Below are 16,108 nucleotides of genomic sequence, written 5' to 3' on the forward strand. Positions count from 1 at the left end.
GTTCTTATATATAAATAATCGCCGCTTTCTCCCGTCTTTTTTTCCTGAGAAAAGCAAGGAGAATGCCGAAGCCGATGACCGCCAGCGGGATTCCCACCATATGCCCGAATTTGATCGCCGATGTCGCAGTGGGGGAGGGGAGGGCAATCGGCCGCGTTGTCTTGCCTCGCGAGCGGATGCCGATCAACTGATCCCCCAGCGTCAGTCCGTCGAGCAGATTCTGGACAAAGACAAGATTCCCCGGATAGTCGGCCACAACGTGATCTTTGATAAACTGCGTATTTGCCGCCGCCACCAACAGCCGTTTTTTATCTTCCTGATTCGGTAGCGGAGCCTCCACCAGCACTGCGATGGTCTTTTTTCCCGCCTCCCCCTCCTGAAAATTCTCCAGCGCGCCCGGAACCACAATCGGTTCCCCCGCCTGCGTGAGCGCCGCCTCCGAACTTTGCGCCAGCGGCGTATATTTCCAGCCGGCATGGTCGTCGGGGAACATTTTGAGCGTGTTGGTCCATGGAAAGAGGATGTTTTCCAGCTTGGCGGTGGCCATGTTCTCGCTGTTTAGCCCCTCGCGCGTCACCTGGACAAAGAAAGGGTACGGGATGGAATATTGCATGATCCCAGAGGTGAAGGTGGCATTGGTGTGATTGCGCGGATCGATGATGAGTTGGGCATCGATTTCGATCCCCCTCGTTTTAAGCCACTCCTCCAGCCCCGTCTTGACCCTTGAGGTCTGCAAATCGTCTCCCACATTCACCGTTCCCGCCAGGACAACGATGGGAATTCCCTTCTCAAAAAGGTCGTCGAGATTTTTCTTTGCCTTGTCCGGAAAATCACGGGGATCGACAATAAGCAGGGCGCTGATTTCCGATCGGGCGAGATCGTCGGAGGCCGGATCGAGGCGATCGACGGCAAACCGCCCCTTTAACGCCTCCTCGAGGCGGGAATAGGGCCCCCGCCCCGGAAGGCCCAGCTGATCGTTTTCGGGGGGAGGAACCACAAGGCCGAGTTTGGGCTCTGCAGAACTGGTCAATTTCAAAACAGCCGAGGTGAGGTCATACTCCAGATTTTCAACCTTTACGGCCAGCGGGATGACCTCTTTTTTGTCGAGATAAAAAAGGGCCATGCCCATATAGACCTTCATCACCTCCTGCTTGTCGCGCCGGATGACGTTCAACTGAAGGGGGGGAATGCCGAGCATTTGCGCCTCCATTTCCCTTTCCTGCGATTCCTCCGGCGTCACCTGAACAATATTGATCTTTCGCCGGGAATAGACCCGGTATTCGTCCAGAAGATCGAAGATCCTCTGCTTTAACGGAGAGAGGCTCGGCGGGATCTCTTTGCTGAAATAAACCTTGAGTGTCACCGGGTCTTTTAAGTCTTTGAGGACGTTTCGGGTCGATTCGGAGAGGGTGTATTCCTTTTCCTCCGTGAGATCGGCGCGCAAAAAAAGGCGCGAGAAGAGCACGTTCGCCAGAAAAAGGGCGAGCGCGACAAGACCCACTGTCGCCAATGCCTGAACGCGGTTTCTTTTTTTATTTTTTTGATCCATCATGCCTCCCATTTTCGGCTCTCCAGGCTCATGGTGTTAAGAAGAATAAAAAACCCAGCCACGCTCAAGTAATAGAGGATGTCGCGCAGGTCGATGACGCCGCGCGAAAGGCTTTCAAAATGGGCATAGATGCTGGCCATCGCGAAAAGGGGGCTTAAAAATTCCGGTACGTACATCAGGACGATTTCGGCCCCCAGAAAATAGAGGATGAAAAGGGCGATGACCGTCAGGATAAACGCCACGATCTGGTTTTCGGTGAGCGACGAAATAAAAAGCCCGATGGCCAGATAGGCCCCCGCCGCCAGAAAGAGGCCGGCGTAGCTCCCGATCACCGGGCCCCAGTCGAGGTTTCCCAGAATGCCGACCGTGACGGCCAGCGGCAAGGTCAAAAGAATCGCCGTCGCCGAAAAGAAAAAAACAGCCAGGAATTTTCCCAGAACGACCTGCGGTTCGGTGATCGGCTGGGTCAAAAGGATTTCAATCGTTCCCGATTTTTTCTCCTCCGCCCACCTCCCCATGGTCACCGACGGCAGAAAGACGATAAAAAGCACCGGCACCCACGAAAAGAAGGACCGCAGACTCGCCTCCCCCTGGACAAAAAAGTTAGCGAAAAAGAGCCAGAAGCCCAGGAAAAGAAAAACGGAGATAAAGACATAGGCAATGGGAGAGTGGAAGGTGTCCCGGTATTCTTTTTTGGCGATGGTGAGAATGGGGTTCATTTGGGAAATGTCAAATGACAAAGTTCAAATGTCAAAGGAATGACAAAGTCCAAATGCAAAAAACAAATTTGGCATTTGGCATTTGACATTGTTTTTTCCTTTGAAATTTGAAATTTGTCATTGCGTTAATTTTTGAAACACGTCCTCCAGCGTGACCTTTTCGCGCCTTAATTCCGTGAGGCTCCATTTTTTGGCCACGGCCAGCTTGAAAATTTCCTCGCTTAAATTTTCCTTCGAATCGATGGCGATCCTTACATGGCTGATTCCGTCCTGGGCGGCGGTGAACTCCACCGACTGAAAATCGGGAAGCGTTCTCAACCCCTGTTCAATCTCCGCCCGGGCCCCCCGGATTCCGGCATGGTAGATGGAGGCCCCGCGCGTCTGATGAACCAGCTCATGCGGGCTCCCCTGTCCCACGATTTTCCCCTCGGAGATAATGATCACCCGTTTACAGGTCTGATCCACCTCCGGCAGAATGTGCGTGGAGAGCAGAATGGTTTTTTGTTTTCCGATTTCCTGGATCAACTGCCGGATTTCCACAATCTGGTTGGGGTCGAGGCCGACAGTCGGCTCGTCCAGAATCAGAATATCGGGATTATGCAGAAGGGCCTGCGCCAATCCCGCCCTCTGCCGGTACCCCTTGGAGAGGACCCCCATTTTTCGTCCCAGCGCCTTTTCCAGACCGCAGGTCTTGACCACCTCCTTGATCCGCCGGTGGATGGAGATTTTATCGAGACGGCGAAGGGTGCCAAGGTAAGCGAGATATTCCGTGACCTCCATGTCGCCGTAGAGGGCGGCCGATTCGGGGAGGTAGCCGATCTTCCGGCGGGCCTCAAGGCTCTGCGTGGCCACGTCAAGCCCCGCGATCCGGCAGGATCCCGACGTCGCCGACAAAAAGCCGGTCAGGATGCGCATGGCGGTTGTTTTTCCGGCGCCGTTGGGGCCCAAAAAGCCCACCACCTCCCCCTTTTGCATTTCAAAGGAGATGCCGTCCAGCGCCCTGACCGGGCCGAAGGTTTTGATGACGTTTTCGATGGAAATCATTAGACTTGGGGCCCCGAAGGCCCCTTGTAGATTTTATTTTCGCATCAAAAAATGTCAAGTCGTGCACATTTTGCGTTCGTGCAACCGGTTTTTATTTTTTTCCCTTATGATCTTCGGAGAGCTTCAGATAGATTTTGACCAGCTGATGGCCCGGCTGTTTTTTGGTCAGTTTTTCCCACGTCTGCCGCGCCTCTTTTTTCCGGCCCATGCCGTAAAGGGTGATTCCCATCTGGATATGCGCCTCGGTGTAGTCCGGTTTTTCCCTGACGATCCGCTGGAATTCCTTGAGCGCCTGTTCTTTTTTCCCTTCCTCGCGGAGCGAGACCGCCAACTTGGCCCGGATGTCGTGAAAATTGGGGCAGAGATCGAGGGCCCTGGTGAACTCATCCGCGGCGCGGGCGGGGAGTCCGAGGCCCCGGTAGAGCTCCCCCGTTTCGGCGTGTCGGTTGGCCAGCTTTCCCTTGATAAACGGATCGATCCGACTTTCCGACTTGCGGGCCTCTTTTTTGGAGCGGTCGAGGAGTTTTTTGGAAAGCTTGTACTCCCCCATGTCGTTGTACAGGACGCTTAAATTGAGCAGGGCCTCGGTGTAACGGGAGTTGATTTTCAGCGCTTTTTCAAACGAGGAAATGGCGTCCTCATACCTTCCGGTCTGGTGGTAGATGACCCCCAGCATGTTGTAGACATCGGCGAATTCGTGCTTGGAGCCGACAATCCGCAAAAGAAACCCCTCGGCGCGCCGGTAGGCCTGGTTTTTGAAGAATTCCTTGCCTTGTTCGAGCCAATATCGGAGATCAGGTTCCACTAATCCTCCCCTTCGCCTTTTTCAGCCACGGGCTCTGCGGAAATCTCTGCTCAAACGCCTGCACCACCTGCCGGGCCTTGTCCATCTCGCTGGTTTTCACGCAGGCCACCGTGAGGTAGTAAAAACTTTTTTCGTCCAGTTCTCCTCCCGGATATTCGTCGATGATGGTGACAAACCGCGGGATCGAGGCCTTGTACTCACCGTATTTGTAATAAAAGCGGGCCACGTAAAAATGCCGCCGGGCTTGCTTTGTTCGCGCCTCGGCGTATTTTTGTTCGGCCAGCCGGGCGTAGGGGGAGCCGGGAAAGTATTTTGGCACGATGGCGAAATTCTGCACCGCCGGATCGAGGTACTGCTGGTCGCGGTCGATGGCTTTGGGGGTGTCTTCCAGATAGGCCAGCCCCGCCTTGTAATAGGCGTAGTCGGCCTTGGGGTGCGACGGATACTTTTCGAGAAACTCCCGGTATGTTTCGGCCGCCAAGAGGTATTCTTTCTGGCGGAAGTAGCTGTCGGCGATCAGCAGATCGGCATCCGAGGCCCGGTTGTCCGCCCGGTGCCGGCTTTTGTAGATTTCCAGGCATTCCACCGCCTCCTCGTATTTTTTCTTCGCGGACAACTGCACGCAGTAGTTGAGCTCGGCGTCGGCGCCGGACGCAGGGGGGCGGAGCGCGCCGCCGCAGGAGGACAAGATCAAAAGGCAAAGAGTGAGAATTGATACGGATCTCATTGATGAATGGTCGGGATGACTGGATTTGAACCAGCGACCTTTCGGTCCCGAACCGAACGCTCTAGCCGGGCTGAGCTACATCCCGAATTTATTGTCCCCCATTCTTTACCCATCCGGGAAATTTAACTCAAGGTGAAACTTTATGCCCCCCTCTCAAACCTTGCCTCTTCAATCATCCTCTCTCTCCCCGCCAAGAGATAGCACCTGATCCGCGCGCGAGAGGTTGCGGTAGACCGTAAGCCCCTTGCAACCGAGCTGATGGGCCAGCCAAAAGACCTTGGCCACATCCTCCTCGGTGGCGCTTTCTGGCAGATTCACCGTTTTTGAAACGCCGTTTTCAGTGTGCTTTTGAAACGCAGACTGCATCCGGACATGCCGGTCGGGGGGGATGTCGTAGGTGGTCGCATAGAGGCGCCGGATTTCCGGGGGGATCTCCTCGATGTCCGCGATCGATCCGCTCTCGGAAGCCTGCTGGAAAATATTTTCCGGAAAAGTGCCGTAGGCGCGCCGGGCCCACCCTTCAAAATCGGGGTTGGTGAAAAGGAGTTCTTTTCCGCCAAGGACCTTTTTCACAAAGACAACGCCGTAGAGCGGTTCGATGCCGCTTGAACAGTCGGCGATCATGCTGATGGTGCCGGTGGGGGCGATGGTCGTGACGGTGGCGTTCCGGCGCTTGATTCCCCGTTCCGCATAGACGCTTTCGTGATAATTCGGAAAAACCCCGCGCTTTTTGGCCAGAACAATCGAGGACTGCTCCGCCTCTTTTTGGACAAACCCCATCACCCGCTCGGCCATGTCGAGCGCCTCGAAGGAATCGTACGGGATTCCCAGGCGGATCAGCATGTCGGCCCAACCCATCACCCCGAGGCCGATCTTCCGGTTTTTTTTGGCCGTCTCTTCAATCTGCGGAAGGGGGTAGCCGTTGATCTCGATGACATTGTCCAAAAAATGGACCGCCCGGTGGATGACGCCACGGAGCCTTTCCCAGTTGATCTTTTCGTTTTCCACTATCACTCCCAGGTTGATCGACCCGAGGTTGCACGCCTCATAGGGCAAAAGCGGCTGTTCCCCGCACGGGTTGGTCGCCTCCAGAGGCCCACAGGCGGGGGTGGGATTGGCTGAATCGATGCGGTCGAGGAACAAAACCCCCGGCTCACCGTTTTTCCAGGCCTGATGGACGATCTTCCAGAAAAGCTCGCGGGCGGAAACCGTCCGCACCGGTTCGTCGGTGCGGGGATTGACAAGCGGCCAGGGCTGGTCCTCTTCCACCGCCTTCATGAACGAATCGGAAACTCCCACCGAGATGTTGAAATTGGAAAGCTCGCCGGGGGTGTCTTTGGCCTCGACAAAATCGGGGATGTCGGGGTGGTTCACATTTAGAATGCCCATGTTGGCCCCTCGACGGGTTCCCCCCTGTTTGATCGCCCGCGTGGCGGCGTCGTAAACGCGCATGAACGTCGTTTTTGGGGCGGAGGTAGTTGAAGGTGAAGCCGGTGCCGCCGCCGGTTTTGTGGATGATGGCCGACTGCTTCATCGTATCGAAAATCGACTCCATGCTGTCGCGCACCGGCAGGACAAAACAGGCGGAGAGCTGGCCGTTCGGCCGGCCCGCGTTCATGAGGGTCGGCGAGTTGGGCAAAAAGGCCTTGAAGGCCATCAGATTATAAAAATCAGCTTCAACGAGCGCAAGGTCGGCCTGCGGATCGTAACGGAGATCGGCCTCCGCTATGGCCCGGGCCACGCGGGTAAAGAGCTCCTCGGGCGTTTCGACGGCCTCCCCCCGTTCGTTTTTGGCGAGATAGCGTGTTTTTAAAACTTCCAAGGCGTTGGGGGAAAAAGCGAGCGCCGTTTTTTGGGCCTGTTTTCGTTTTATCTCTTCTTCCGATTCGCGGGGGGCGGGGGCCATGATGTCGAGAATTTCGGGGGGGAGATAATCGTCCGCCCCAGGCGGCCGATCCGCTTCATTTTCCGCGAAATCGGCCGAATCGGGTTGCGCCAACCCCCCAGGGGCCAGCCCCCTGGGGGCGAGCCCCAGATCGACAAGCCTGTCGCGGATCATTTCATCCAAAACTTCGGAAGAGATATTCCGGATCTTGCGGCGCAGAAGGTCTTTTTCAATCTCGTTGCCGATGAGGGTTGCCATCTGCGGCGTGATCTTCGGGTTGTTGAGAATTTTAAGCCGTTCGAGGAGCTGGTCCCGCCTGAAGGGCCTCCCCCGCAGGCTTTTTGCCGCTTCCGAAAGGATCGGTGTGACCATATCCGACATCTCCCCGAATCTAGATCATTCGGACAGGGTTTGTAAACAGCTTAGAGGCTAAGCTGTGTTTTAGTATTTTGCGCGTGATGGTGGTGAGGGGGAGCGCGCCCATGTCGGAAGGGGCGATCCATTTGCCCTTAAGTCCCCTTCCGGCAGGCGCCACAAAAGGGTGGATGGTCATCCGGCGGTTCATGATGGTGTGAGTCACCGGAAGCAAAGGAAGTCCCTTTGTCTTCGCAATTTTCGTAAGCCGCTCGGAGTTGGATTGTTGCGTCTGCAGATGTGACCGGCGGGAACGAAAATTGCTTCGCCAAAAGGACTCCCTTTGCTTTCTCCACGAAGACCGCGAATTTCTTAAGGGGTTGGCGGGAATTAAGGGAAATTCCCAGAGGCCGGCCATGATTTCATTTTTTTGCCTCTGCCGGAGGAATAATTTTCCCCGTTTGTGGTAAAGAAGACAGACCAGCTTTTCCTTCCGATAAAGCGTTTTCCTTCTTTTTTTGGGGAACAATTCCGGTTTCCCCTCCCGATATGCCTGACAATCGGCATTCAAGGGGCAGAGGGTGCAGGCCGGTTGGGTGGGCAGACAAAGGGTCGCCCCCAGATCCATGAGGGCCTGATTAAAGTCGCCCGGGCGGTCCGGATCGATGAGACGTTCGACCGCCTCATGGAAGAATTTTTTCCCTTCTGTTTTTAAGGGATCGGCTTTTGAGGCAAAAAGGCGTGACAGAACACGAATGACATTCCCGTCAACGGCTGGCGTCGGCTCTCCAAAGGCGATGCTCGCGATCGCCCCCGCCGTGTAGTCGCCCAAGCCGGGGAGTTTTATCAATTCTTCTTTTGTTGAAGGAACGACGCCGCCATAATTTTCAAAAACCGTTTGCGCCGCCCGATGGAACTGCCGGATCCGGTTGTAGTAGCCGAGCCCCTGCCAGAGGAGAAGAAGGTCATCAAGGGGGGCCTCGGCCACGCTTTTCAGCGTCGGAAAATGGGAGAGGAATTTTCGATAATAGGGGATCACCGTCGGAACCAGAGTCTGCTGGAGCATGATTTCGGAGAGCCAGACGGCGTAGGGGTCTTTTGTTTCGCGCCAGGGGAGGGGGCGTTTGTTGCGGTCGTACCACCGAAGGAGTTTCTTGCGGACGGAGGCGGACATCCCGCTACCCGATTACAGATCCTGCGGTTTTACCGTGGAACGGCGGTTGGCCCTGGTCCGTGCAATCGCGGTGTCGAGCATGCAACAGACCTTGTCGCTGATCGCCGCGATGGCATCGGACGAGGTCATGCACTTTTTCGACTTGATGTAGGCGCGCACCTTGCTGGCCACCACGAGGGCCTCTTTTTTGCTTCCTTTTGCCATGATATTGTCCTCCTGTGTAGAGGGTTGCCCTAGCATTTTTGCGGGAAAGAGCAAATATAAAATGAATTTATTGTGGCTTTTTTCTTTCGAGAGTCATATAATCGCATTCAACAAGAGAGGGGTCATGGAAAGAGGTTTGCGGGAAGAAATCATCGATTTTTTTCGGATTCGCGGCGAGCGGTGTTTGAGAATCAGCGAACTGCCGACGCATCAAAAAGGAATGACCGACTTCAATTGCCTCATCGTCACTCCCGCCGGCAGGAAAGAGAGTACCTTCATCCGTCTTCAGACCACGGATTACCCCCAAAAAACAGCCCATCCCGGTTGCGTGCTTTGACAGGCTGTTGATAAAGTCCCATCTGCTTCGTTGCCCGCGGCGGCCGCAATCCTCACGTACTGGCGTGTACGCTCCGGTTGCGGCCTTGCGGGCGCCTTGCATCTGGAACTTTCTCAACAGCCTGGATAAAACCGAGCCGGTTATGTTATCCGTCAGCCAAACACGAGATGCACATTTTTCTCTTCGATATTGATGGGACCCTTTTGCTCACCGGCGGCGCCGGCCTCAACGCCGTCAACCGCACCTTTGCAAAGGTGTGTGGACCAAACGCCTCCGTTAAAATAATCAAGGCCGACGGCAAAACCGATCCGGTCATTTTGGAGGAACTTTTTGTGCAGGTATTAAATCGCCCTCCTTCCGACTCTGAACGGGCAACATTAGGCGCCGTTTACGAGGAGATGATGGCGGAGGAGCTCCCCCTTGCCCCCCATTTTCGGCTAATGCCGGGGGCCTTTGAGTTTGTGGCGGGGCTTTCGATCCGCCCCGATGTGGTTTTGGGGCTGGCCACCGGCAATTACGAGAAGACGGCGTGGCAGAAGCTGAAACGGGCGGGGCTGGACGGTTATTTCAAATTCGGGGGGTTCGGCTCGGACTCAAAAATCCGCCGCGAATTGACGGAAATGGCGCTGAAACGGGCCCTGGCTTACATCCGTCCCCGAAGCGCCGCGCAGATATATGTGGTGGGGGACACGGTGCACGACATCGACTGCGGAAAATTCATCGGCGCCAAAACCATCGCGGTGGCGACGGGGAATACGTCCGAGGCGGAACTTCTGGCCCACCGCCCCGATTTCTTTTTTCCCAGCCTTCTGGAGGCCCAAGGGGCGTTGGCAAGGCTTTTGTCTTTACCTTGACAATACGGGGGTGATTTGTGAATTAACAGCCGCTCCCCTCATCCGTCCGCCACGACTGCTGGCGGACACCTTCTCCCTCAAGGGGAGAAGGGATAGGGAAATAAAGAGGTCTATTATAGGGGTGATTAGCTCAGTTGGGGGGACCCGCCGAGCGCCATTGGTCCGAGCGAGGCGGGGGCGGAGATTGACGAAGTCTCGGATTATCTTAAGCGGGTGATTAGCTCAGTTGGTAGAGCAGCTGACTCTTAATCAGCGGGCCACAGGTTCGAATCCTGTATCACCCACACCGAAAGAGTCAGCTACTCTACGCGAGCGGAGCGAGCCTTTAGTGAAAGGGGTGAGGAGCGTCTGGCTTTGCCAGCGCGACGAGGGGGAAAGCCTTCCCCCTTGTGGTAACCCAGCTGACTCTTAATCAGCGGGCCACAGGTTCGAATCCTGTATCACCCACATTAAAGGCAGGGATCAGGGCATAGGGCTTAGGTTTTTAAAACCCCTAAACCCTACGCCCTAGGCCCTACACCCTGCAGTCGATGGCGGCGGCCCTAGGCCCTACACCCTGCAGTCGATGGCGGCGATGGCGGAACTGGCAGACGCGCCAGGCTTAGAACCTGGTGGGTAACACCGTGGGGGTTCGACTCCCTCTCGCCGCACATAATTTATGAAAACACACCTCAAAAACACCACCTCCACCAAGAAGAAAATCAGGCTCGAGGTGCCGGTCTCGATGGTCAACGACGCGTTCGATGCGGCGTACAAGAAAATAAGGGCCAAGGCGGTCGTGAAGGGCTTTCGGCAGGGGAAAGTCCCCGACGCCATGCTCGACAAACACTACCTCTCCGATGTCGCCATGGAGAGCGTCAACGCCCTGGTCAACCGCACCTGGCCCGAGGCGCTCAAAGAGCATGGACTGGCGCCGGTTCTTCAGCCCCGTTTTGAAATCGGCGTTCCGCAAAAGGGAAAGGACTTCGTCTACGAGGTGGAGGTGGAGGTCAAACCGAAATTCGAGGTGAAGGACTACCGCGGCATCCCCATCGCAAAAAGAAACGCCGTTATCGAACCAAAGGAAATCGACGTGGAACTCAAGCGCCTGCAGGAATCGCGCGCCCAGCTGAAGCCGATTGAGATGGATGTCGCCCTTAAAAAAGGGCTGGTTGCCACCCTCGATTTTACGGGGACCGTTGACGGCAAACCCTTCGAGGGGGGGAGCGCCAAGGGGCATATTCTGGAATACGGCCAGGGGCGCTTTTTAAAATCATTCGAGGATCGGATTGAAGGGATGAAAAAAGGGGAGACGCGCGCGATCGATGTCAAATTTCCCGACGATTACCCGGAAGCAACCCTTAAGGGCAAAGAGGCAAAGTTCACTGTCACGCTCCACAACCTGATGGAAAAACATCTTCCCCCCATCGATGACGAGCTGGCCAAAGACATCGGCAAAGAAAATCTCGAAACGGTCAAAAAGGAGATCGAACAGTTTCTCCTCAAAAAAAAGGAGCGGGAGTTCCGGAAATATTATGCGGAGGAGGCGATTGAATATCTGCTGAAGAAAAATTCCTTCGATCTTCCGGAAGGGCTTGTTACCCACGGGGTGGAGCAGGGCAAAAGGAAAAAAGAAGAGGTGGAACGCCAGCTTCGCATCGACTTTATCCTCGACGCCATCGCCAAAAAAGAATCGATCGCCGTCCAAAACGCCGACATCGAAAACCGCTTCAAACAGCTCTCCGCCGTTTACCGGCAACCGGCAGAGGCGGTCAAAAAGCATTATCTCGAAAACCGCCTCATCCCGCAGTTGGTTTCCCAGCTGGCGCTGGAGAAAACCCTTGATTTTGTGATCGACAACGCTACATTGAAATAAATTTCAAAGTTCAAAGTTCAAAGTTCAAAAAAAGTTCAAAAATTCAATGAACAGGGATTGGACCTTTGGATTTGTCTTTTGGAGTTTGATTTGACATTTGACATTTGGAATTTGAAATTTGGAATTTTTTAGTCCTGTTTATTGGTTTAAACCTGCTATAATCGGAGGTCGTTTATGAAAGAACCAATCGTTAATCAGCTGATCCCCATGGTCATCGAAAGCACCCACCGGGGCGAGCGGGCCTACGACATCTACTCGCGGCTTTTAAAGGACCGGATCATCTTTATCGGCACGACGGTGGACGACACGATGGCCAATCTTCTGATCGCCCAGCTTTTGTTTCTCGAATCGGACGACCCGGAAAAGGACATCTACATGTACATCAACTCCCCCGGCGGCTCGGTGACGGCCGGTTTGGCGATTTATGACACAATGCAGTATGTCCGCCCCGATGTCTCGACCTTTTGCATGGGGCAGGCCTCCAGCATGGGGGCGGTGCTGTTGGCCGCGGGGGCGCCGGGCAAGCGCTATTGCCTGCCGCACGGGCGAATCCTCATCCACCAGCCCCTGGGGGGGGTCCAGGGGCAGGCGACCGATATCGACATCCAGGCGCGGGAAATTCTGCGCCTGCGGGAGGAGGTCAACCAGATTCTGGCCCGCCATACCAAACAAAGCCTCAAGAAAATCCAGACGGATACCGAGCGCGATTATTTTATGTCTGGACTGGAAGCGAAGCAGTATGGAATAATAGACGAGGTGGTTGAATTTCGCGCGAAGGAAAGAGATTTGAAAAAGGCGGCAAAGTAATGTCCAAAACCTTCACCGATCCGATGAACCTTTCCTGCTCCTTCTGCGGCAAGTCCCAGCGCGAGGTCAAAAAGCTGATTGCCGGGCCGACGGTCTACATCTGCGACGAGTGCATCGACCTCTGCAACGACATCATCGCCGAGGAGACGATCAAGCAGGAGCAGTTGCGGGTTCGCGCCACCATCCCCAAGCCCAAGGAGATAAAAACCATCCTCGACGAATATGTCATCGGCCAGGAGCACGCCAAAAAAATCCTCTCGGTGGCCGTGCACAACCACTACAAGAGGATCGACTCGCGCATCATCGCGCGCGACGTGGAGCTTCAAAAATCCAACATCCTTTTGATCGGCCCCACCGGTTCGGGAAAAACGCTTCTGGCCCAGACGCTGGCCAAAATTTTGAGCGTTCCCTTCACCATTGTGGATGCCACAACGTTGACCGAGGCCGGTTACGTGGGGGAGGATGTCGAAAACATCATTCTGAACCTTCTGCAGGCGGCCGATTTCGACAAGGCCAAGGCGGAGCGGGGGATTGTCTATATCGATGAAATCGACAAGATCTCGCGGAAATCCGAAAACCCCTCCATCACCCGCGATGTCTCCGGCGAGGGGGTTCAGCAGGCGCTTTTAAAAATCATCGAGGGGACGATGGCGAATGTCCCTCCCAAGGGGGGGAGGAAGCATCCCCAGCAGGATTTCATTCAGGTGGATACCACCAACATTCTTTTCATCTGCGGCGGGGCTTTCGTCGACCTGGAAAACATCATTGAAAAACGGATGAACCAGAAGAGCATGGGGTTCGGGGCCAACATCAAAAAGGCCAGTGAAAAGAAGATCGGCGAGATATTGAAAGAGGTCCAGACGGAGGACCTCCTCAAATTCGGGCTCATTCCCGAATTTATCGGCCGGCTTCCCGTGATTGCCACGCTGGAGGAACTGGACAAGTCGGCGCTCATCGACATCCTTGTCAAACCGCGCAATGCCCTGGTGAAACAGTATCAGCGGCTCTTCGAGTTCGAGAGGGTGAAGCTTAAATTCACCCAGCCGGCGCTCGAGGCGGTGGCGGAGCTGGCCATCAAAAAGAAATCGGGGGCGCGGGGATTGCGGGCCATTCTCGAAAGCATCATGCTGGATATCATGTACGAAATGCCCTCACAGGAGGGGATTGAAGACGTTGTCATCAGCGACGACACGGTGCTAAGAAAGGCCCAGCCGATCATCGCCTACCAGAAAAAGGCCCAGTCGGCCTGAACATGGAATAGAGGTAAATCCGATGGATGAAAAAAAGAAACAGGTTCCCCTTCTCCCATTGCGCGACATCATCATCTTTCCGCACATGGTGGTTCCCCTGTTTGTGGGCCGTGAAAAATCGATCAACGCCCTCGAAGAGGCGATGAACAGCGAAAAGGACATCCTTCTCGTCGCGCAGGTCAACGCCAAGACCAACGATCCCCGGCCCGACGACATTTTCAAGGTGGGGACGCTGGGGACGATCATCCAGCTCCTTCGCCTGCCGGACGGGACGGTCAAGGTGCTGGTGGAAGGAAAGAGGCGGGCGCGGATTGTTCAATATCTTTCATTTGAGCGGACATTTTCCGTCGAGGTCGAGGAGATGGTCGAAGACCGGGGGTTGAATCTGGAGATCGAGGCGCTGATGCGGTCGCTCAAGGCCACCTTCGAAACTTATGTGAAGCTCAACAAAAGAATCCCGCCGGAGATGCTTGCCTCCATCGCCGTCATCGACGACCCCGCGCGGCTGGCCGACACCATCGTGGCCCATTTGAACCTCAAACTCCCCGACAAGCAGAGGATTCTCGAAATCGACTCCCCCAAAGAGCGGCTGGAAAAACTCTACGAGCACATGGAGGCGGAAATCGAAATCCTTCAGGTGGAAAAACGGATCCGCACACGGGTGAAAAAGCAGATGGAGAAGACGCAGAAGGAATATTATTTGAACGAACAAATGCAGGCGATCCAGAAGGAGCTGGGGGAGCGCGACGAGTTCAAGACCGAAGTCCAGGAGCTGGAGGAAAAGCTCAAAAAGAAAAAGTTGAGCGAGGAGGCGACGCAAAAGGTCAAAAAAGAGATCAAAAAGTTGAAGATGATGTCCCCCATGTCGGCCGAGGCCACGGTGGTGCGCAACTACATCGACTGGGTCCTGTCGCTCCCGTGGGCCGAGGTGACCCAGGACAAGAACGACATCATTGAGGCCGAAAAAATCCTCGAGGAGGACCACTACGGGCTGGAAAAAGCCAAGGAGCGCATTGTGGAGTACCTCTCCGTGCAAAAGCTGGTGGGGAAGATGAAGGGGCCGATTCTCTGTTTTGTGGGGCCTCCGGGGGTGGGGAAGACCTCGCTCGCCAAATCGATTGCCCGCTCGACCAGCCGGAAGTTTGTTCGCCTCTCGCTGGGAGGGGTGCGCGACGAGGCGGAAATCCGCGGCCACCGGCGCACCTACATCGGCGCCCTTCCCGGAAAGGTCATCCAGTCTCTTAAAAAAGCGACCACCAACAATCCCGTTTTTCTCCTGGATGAAGTGGACAAGATGAGCATGGATTTTCGGGGCGATCCGTCGGCGGCCCTTCTGGAGGTTCTCGATCCGGAGCAGAACAACACCTTTAACGACCATTACCTCGACATGGACTACGACCTTTCCAATGTCATGTTCATCACGACGGCCAACACCCTGCAGGCCATTCCGCTCCCGCTTCAGGACCGGATGGAGATCATCCGCCTGCCGGGCTACACCGAATACGAAAAGCTGGCCATCGCCAAAAAATATCTGATCAAAAAGCAGATGGAGGCCAACGGCCTTAAATCCGAAAACATCGAATTCAAGGATGCCGCCCTCCGGCTGATCATCCGCCGGTACACCAGGGAGGCGGGGGTGAGGAACATGGAGCGCGAGATTGCCGCCATCTGCCGGAAGGTGGCCCGAAAAATCGCCGAGAATCCCAATCCCGAAAGTGCAAAAAAAATAACGGTGACGGCCCAGTCAATTGCCAAATATCTGGGGGTCCCCAAGTTCCGGTTCGGGCTTATGGAGGAAACCGACGAGGTGGGGATTGCCACCGGGCTGGCATGGACGGAGTTCGGCGGGGAGCTTCTTTCAACCGAGGTGAGTGTCATGCCGGGGAAGGGGAAGCTCATCATCACCGGAAAGCTGGGGGATGTCATGCAGGAATCGGCGCAGGCGGCGATGAGTTATGTCCGCTCGCGCGCCATTCAGTTCGGCCTCGACCGCGAATTCTACCAGAAGGTGGACATCCACATCCATGTCCCCGAAGGGGCCATCCCCAAGGATGGGCCGTCGGCGGGGATCACCATGGCCACCTCGATCGCCTCAGCCCTTCTGCGCGTGCCGGTCAAAAGGGACATCGCCATGACCGGCGAAATCACCCTTCGCGGCAAGGTCCTGCCGATCGGCGGGTTGAAGGAAAAACTCCTGGCGGCCCACCGGGGGCAGATTCGGAACGTGATTATTCCCAAAGAGAACGAAAAGGATTTGAAAGAGGTGCCGAAAAATATTCTCGACGATCTTCACATCTGGTGCGTCGAGCACATGGACGAGGTGCTCACCCATGCCTTGAACGCAAAGGACCCTTCCGACATCTTCAAGAACAAGGACTTCAACCTGGTGATGGAGGAGATTTATCCCAAAAAAGTCCTTCCGCCGGTGCCCGAGGTAAAAGAGGGGCCAGGGGTGATGGCGCACTGACAATCTTGCTCTGATCAGCATCGCCGTCGCCCGTCGCCGTTGCCTACGCCATCGGCATCCTCGCCAACCGATTTTTC

At 55.3% G+C, this 16,108-nt stretch carries 14 protein-coding genes and 4 tRNA genes; 9 read left to right on the forward strand and 9 right to left on the reverse strand.

All coding sequences use genetic code 11. The annotated features are described in order from the left end of the window. Positions 1 to 4: 4 nt before the first annotated feature. From HYU99_04925 to HYU99_04965, 9 genes are all read right to left on the reverse strand, one after another. Positions 5 to 1,552, reverse strand: coding sequence for a GldG family protein (locus tag HYU99_04925; GenBank protein MBI2339695.1), 1,548 nt, complete (start codon positions 1,550 to 1,552; stop codon positions 5 to 7). Continuing rightward, positions 1,549 to 2,268 (reverse strand): ABC transporter permease subunit, encoded by a 720-nt coding sequence (locus tag HYU99_04930; protein MBI2339696.1) that lies wholly within the window; start codon positions 2,266 to 2,268, stop codon positions 1,549 to 1,551. Before HYU99_04930 ends, HYU99_04925 begins: the two co-directional genes overlap by 4 nt. Positions 2,269 to 2,385: 117 nt before the next feature. Beyond that, positions 2,386 to 3,312 (reverse strand): ATP-binding cassette domain-containing protein, encoded by a 927-nt coding sequence (locus HYU99_04935; GenBank protein MBI2339697.1) that lies wholly within the window; start codon positions 3,310 to 3,312, stop codon positions 2,386 to 2,388. Between the two features lie 91 nt (positions 3,313 to 3,403). After that, on the reverse strand, positions 3,404 to 4,117 hold the full coding sequence (locus tag HYU99_04940) for a tetratricopeptide repeat protein (protein ID MBI2339698.1): 714 nt from the start codon (positions 4,115 to 4,117) through the stop codon (positions 3,404 to 3,406). Next, positions 4,107 to 4,844: an outer membrane protein assembly factor BamD gene (gene bamD / locus HYU99_04945; GenBank protein ID MBI2339699.1), complete on the reverse strand. Its 738-nt coding sequence runs from the start codon at positions 4,842 to 4,844 to the stop codon at positions 4,107 to 4,109. The genes HYU99_04940 and bamD overlap by 11 nt, the downstream gene beginning before the upstream one ends. A 7-nt stretch (positions 4,845 to 4,851) precedes the next feature. Next, positions 4,852 to 4,929, reverse strand: a tRNA-Pro gene (locus HYU99_04950). A 1,068-nt stretch (positions 4,930 to 5,997) separates the two neighbouring features. After that, entirely contained in the window at positions 5,998 to 7,101 is a 1,104-nt protein-coding gene (locus HYU99_04955; GenBank protein MBI2339700.1) for a hypothetical protein, read from the reverse strand. A 19-nt stretch (positions 7,102 to 7,120) separates the two neighbouring features. Further along, a complete protein-coding gene (gene mutY, locus HYU99_04960; protein ID MBI2339701.1) occupies positions 7,121 to 8,257 on the reverse strand; it encodes an A/G-specific adenine glycosylase in 1,137 nt (378 codons plus the stop codon). A gap of 12 nt (positions 8,258 to 8,269) precedes the next feature. Continuing rightward, a complete protein-coding gene (locus HYU99_04965) occupies positions 8,270 to 8,461 on the reverse strand; it encodes a hypothetical protein (GenBank protein MBI2339702.1) in 192 nt (63 codons plus the stop codon). Between the two features lie 124 nt (positions 8,462 to 8,585). Between HYU99_04965 and HYU99_04970 the strand changes: the two genes are divergently transcribed. The 9 genes from HYU99_04970 to lon all read left to right on the forward strand — a co-directional run bounded on the left by HYU99_04970 (position 8,586) and on the right by lon (position 16,031). Further along, positions 8,586 to 8,798 carry a hypothetical protein gene (locus tag HYU99_04970; GenBank protein ID MBI2339703.1) on the forward strand — a complete coding sequence of 71 codons (213 nt, stop codon included), beginning with the start codon at positions 8,586 to 8,588 and terminating at the stop codon, positions 8,796 to 8,798. Between the two features lie 167 nt (positions 8,799 to 8,965). Continuing rightward, positions 8,966 to 9,652: an HAD family hydrolase gene (locus HYU99_04975; GenBank protein MBI2339704.1), complete on the forward strand. Its 687-nt coding sequence runs from the start codon at positions 8,966 to 8,968 to the stop codon at positions 9,650 to 9,652. Between the two features lie 211 nt (positions 9,653 to 9,863). Then, positions 9,864 to 9,936, forward strand: a tRNA-Lys gene (locus tag HYU99_04980). An 82-nt stretch (positions 9,937 to 10,018) separates the two neighbouring features. Continuing rightward, positions 10,019 to 10,099: transfer RNA gene (locus HYU99_04985), tRNA-Lys, on the forward strand. A gap of 121 nt (positions 10,100 to 10,220) precedes the next feature. Next, positions 10,221 to 10,302, forward strand: a tRNA-Leu gene (locus HYU99_04990). A gap of 8 nt (positions 10,303 to 10,310) precedes the next feature. Continuing rightward, positions 10,311 to 11,507 (forward strand): trigger factor, encoded by a 1,197-nt coding sequence (gene tig / locus HYU99_04995; GenBank protein MBI2339705.1) that lies wholly within the window; start codon positions 10,311 to 10,313, stop codon positions 11,505 to 11,507. A gap of 174 nt (positions 11,508 to 11,681) precedes the next feature. Further along, positions 11,682 to 12,314 carry an ATP-dependent Clp endopeptidase proteolytic subunit ClpP gene (gene clpP, locus HYU99_05000; protein ID MBI2339706.1) on the forward strand — a complete coding sequence of 211 codons (633 nt, stop codon included), beginning with the start codon at positions 11,682 to 11,684 and terminating at the stop codon, positions 12,312 to 12,314. Beyond that, on the forward strand, positions 12,314 to 13,564 hold the full coding sequence (gene clpX, locus HYU99_05005) for an ATP-dependent Clp protease ATP-binding subunit ClpX (protein MBI2339707.1): 1,251 nt from the start codon (positions 12,314 to 12,316) through the stop codon (positions 13,562 to 13,564). Before clpP ends, clpX begins: the two co-directional genes overlap by 1 nt. 22 nt (positions 13,565 to 13,586) lie before the next feature. After that, the gene (gene lon, locus HYU99_05010) at positions 13,587 to 16,031 is read left to right on the forward strand and encodes an endopeptidase La (protein ID MBI2339708.1); all 2,445 of its coding nucleotides are present in this window, start codon (positions 13,587 to 13,589) and stop codon (positions 16,029 to 16,031) included. Positions 16,032 to 16,108: the final 77 nt, after the last annotated feature.

This window comes from Deltaproteobacteria bacterium (genome assembly GCA_016183175.1).
GTDB lineage: Bacteria > UBA10199 > UBA10199 > UBA10199 > SBBF01 > JACPFC01.

Bases quoted from the DNA above. Each gene is read 5' to 3' on its own strand.
- lon (MBI2339708.1), top strand. From the start codon at position 13,587: ATGGATGAAAAAAAGAAACAGGTTCCCCTTCTCCCATTGCGCGACATC.
- HYU99_04955 (MBI2339700.1), bottom strand. From the start codon at position 7,101: ATGGTCACACCGATCCTTTCGGAAGCGGCAAAAAGCCTGCGGGGGAGG.
- clpX (MBI2339707.1), top strand. From the start codon at position 12,314: ATGTCCAAAACCTTCACCGATCCGATGAACCTTTCCTGCTCCTTCTGC.
- HYU99_04935 (MBI2339697.1), bottom strand. From the start codon at position 3,312: ATGATTTCCATCGAAAACGTCATCAAAACCTTCGGCCCGGTCAGGGCG.
- HYU99_04925 (MBI2339695.1), bottom strand. From the start codon at position 1,552: ATGATGGATCAAAAAAATAAAAAAAGAAACCGCGTTCAGGCATTGGCG.
- tig (MBI2339705.1), top strand. From the start codon at position 10,311: ATGAAAACACACCTCAAAAACACCACCTCCACCAAGAAGAAAATCAGG.
- HYU99_04965 (MBI2339702.1), bottom strand. From the start codon at position 8,461: ATGGCAAAAGGAAGCAAAAAAGAGGCCCTCGTGGTGGCCAGCAAGGTG.
- HYU99_04975 (MBI2339704.1), top strand. From the start codon at position 8,966: ATGCACATTTTTCTCTTCGATATTGATGGGACCCTTTTGCTCACCGGC.
- HYU99_04930 (MBI2339696.1), bottom strand. From the start codon at position 2,268: ATGAACCCCATTCTCACCATCGCCAAAAAAGAATACCGGGACACCTTC.
- bamD (MBI2339699.1), bottom strand. From the start codon at position 4,844: ATGAGATCCGTATCAATTCTCACTCTTTGCCTTTTGATCTTGTCCTCC.
- mutY (MBI2339701.1), bottom strand. From the start codon at position 8,257: ATGTCCGCCTCCGTCCGCAAGAAACTCCTTCGGTGGTACGACCGCAAC.
- HYU99_04970 (MBI2339703.1), top strand. From the start codon at position 8,586: ATGGAAAGAGGTTTGCGGGAAGAAATCATCGATTTTTTTCGGATTCGC.
- clpP (MBI2339706.1), top strand. From the start codon at position 11,682: ATGAAAGAACCAATCGTTAATCAGCTGATCCCCATGGTCATCGAAAGC.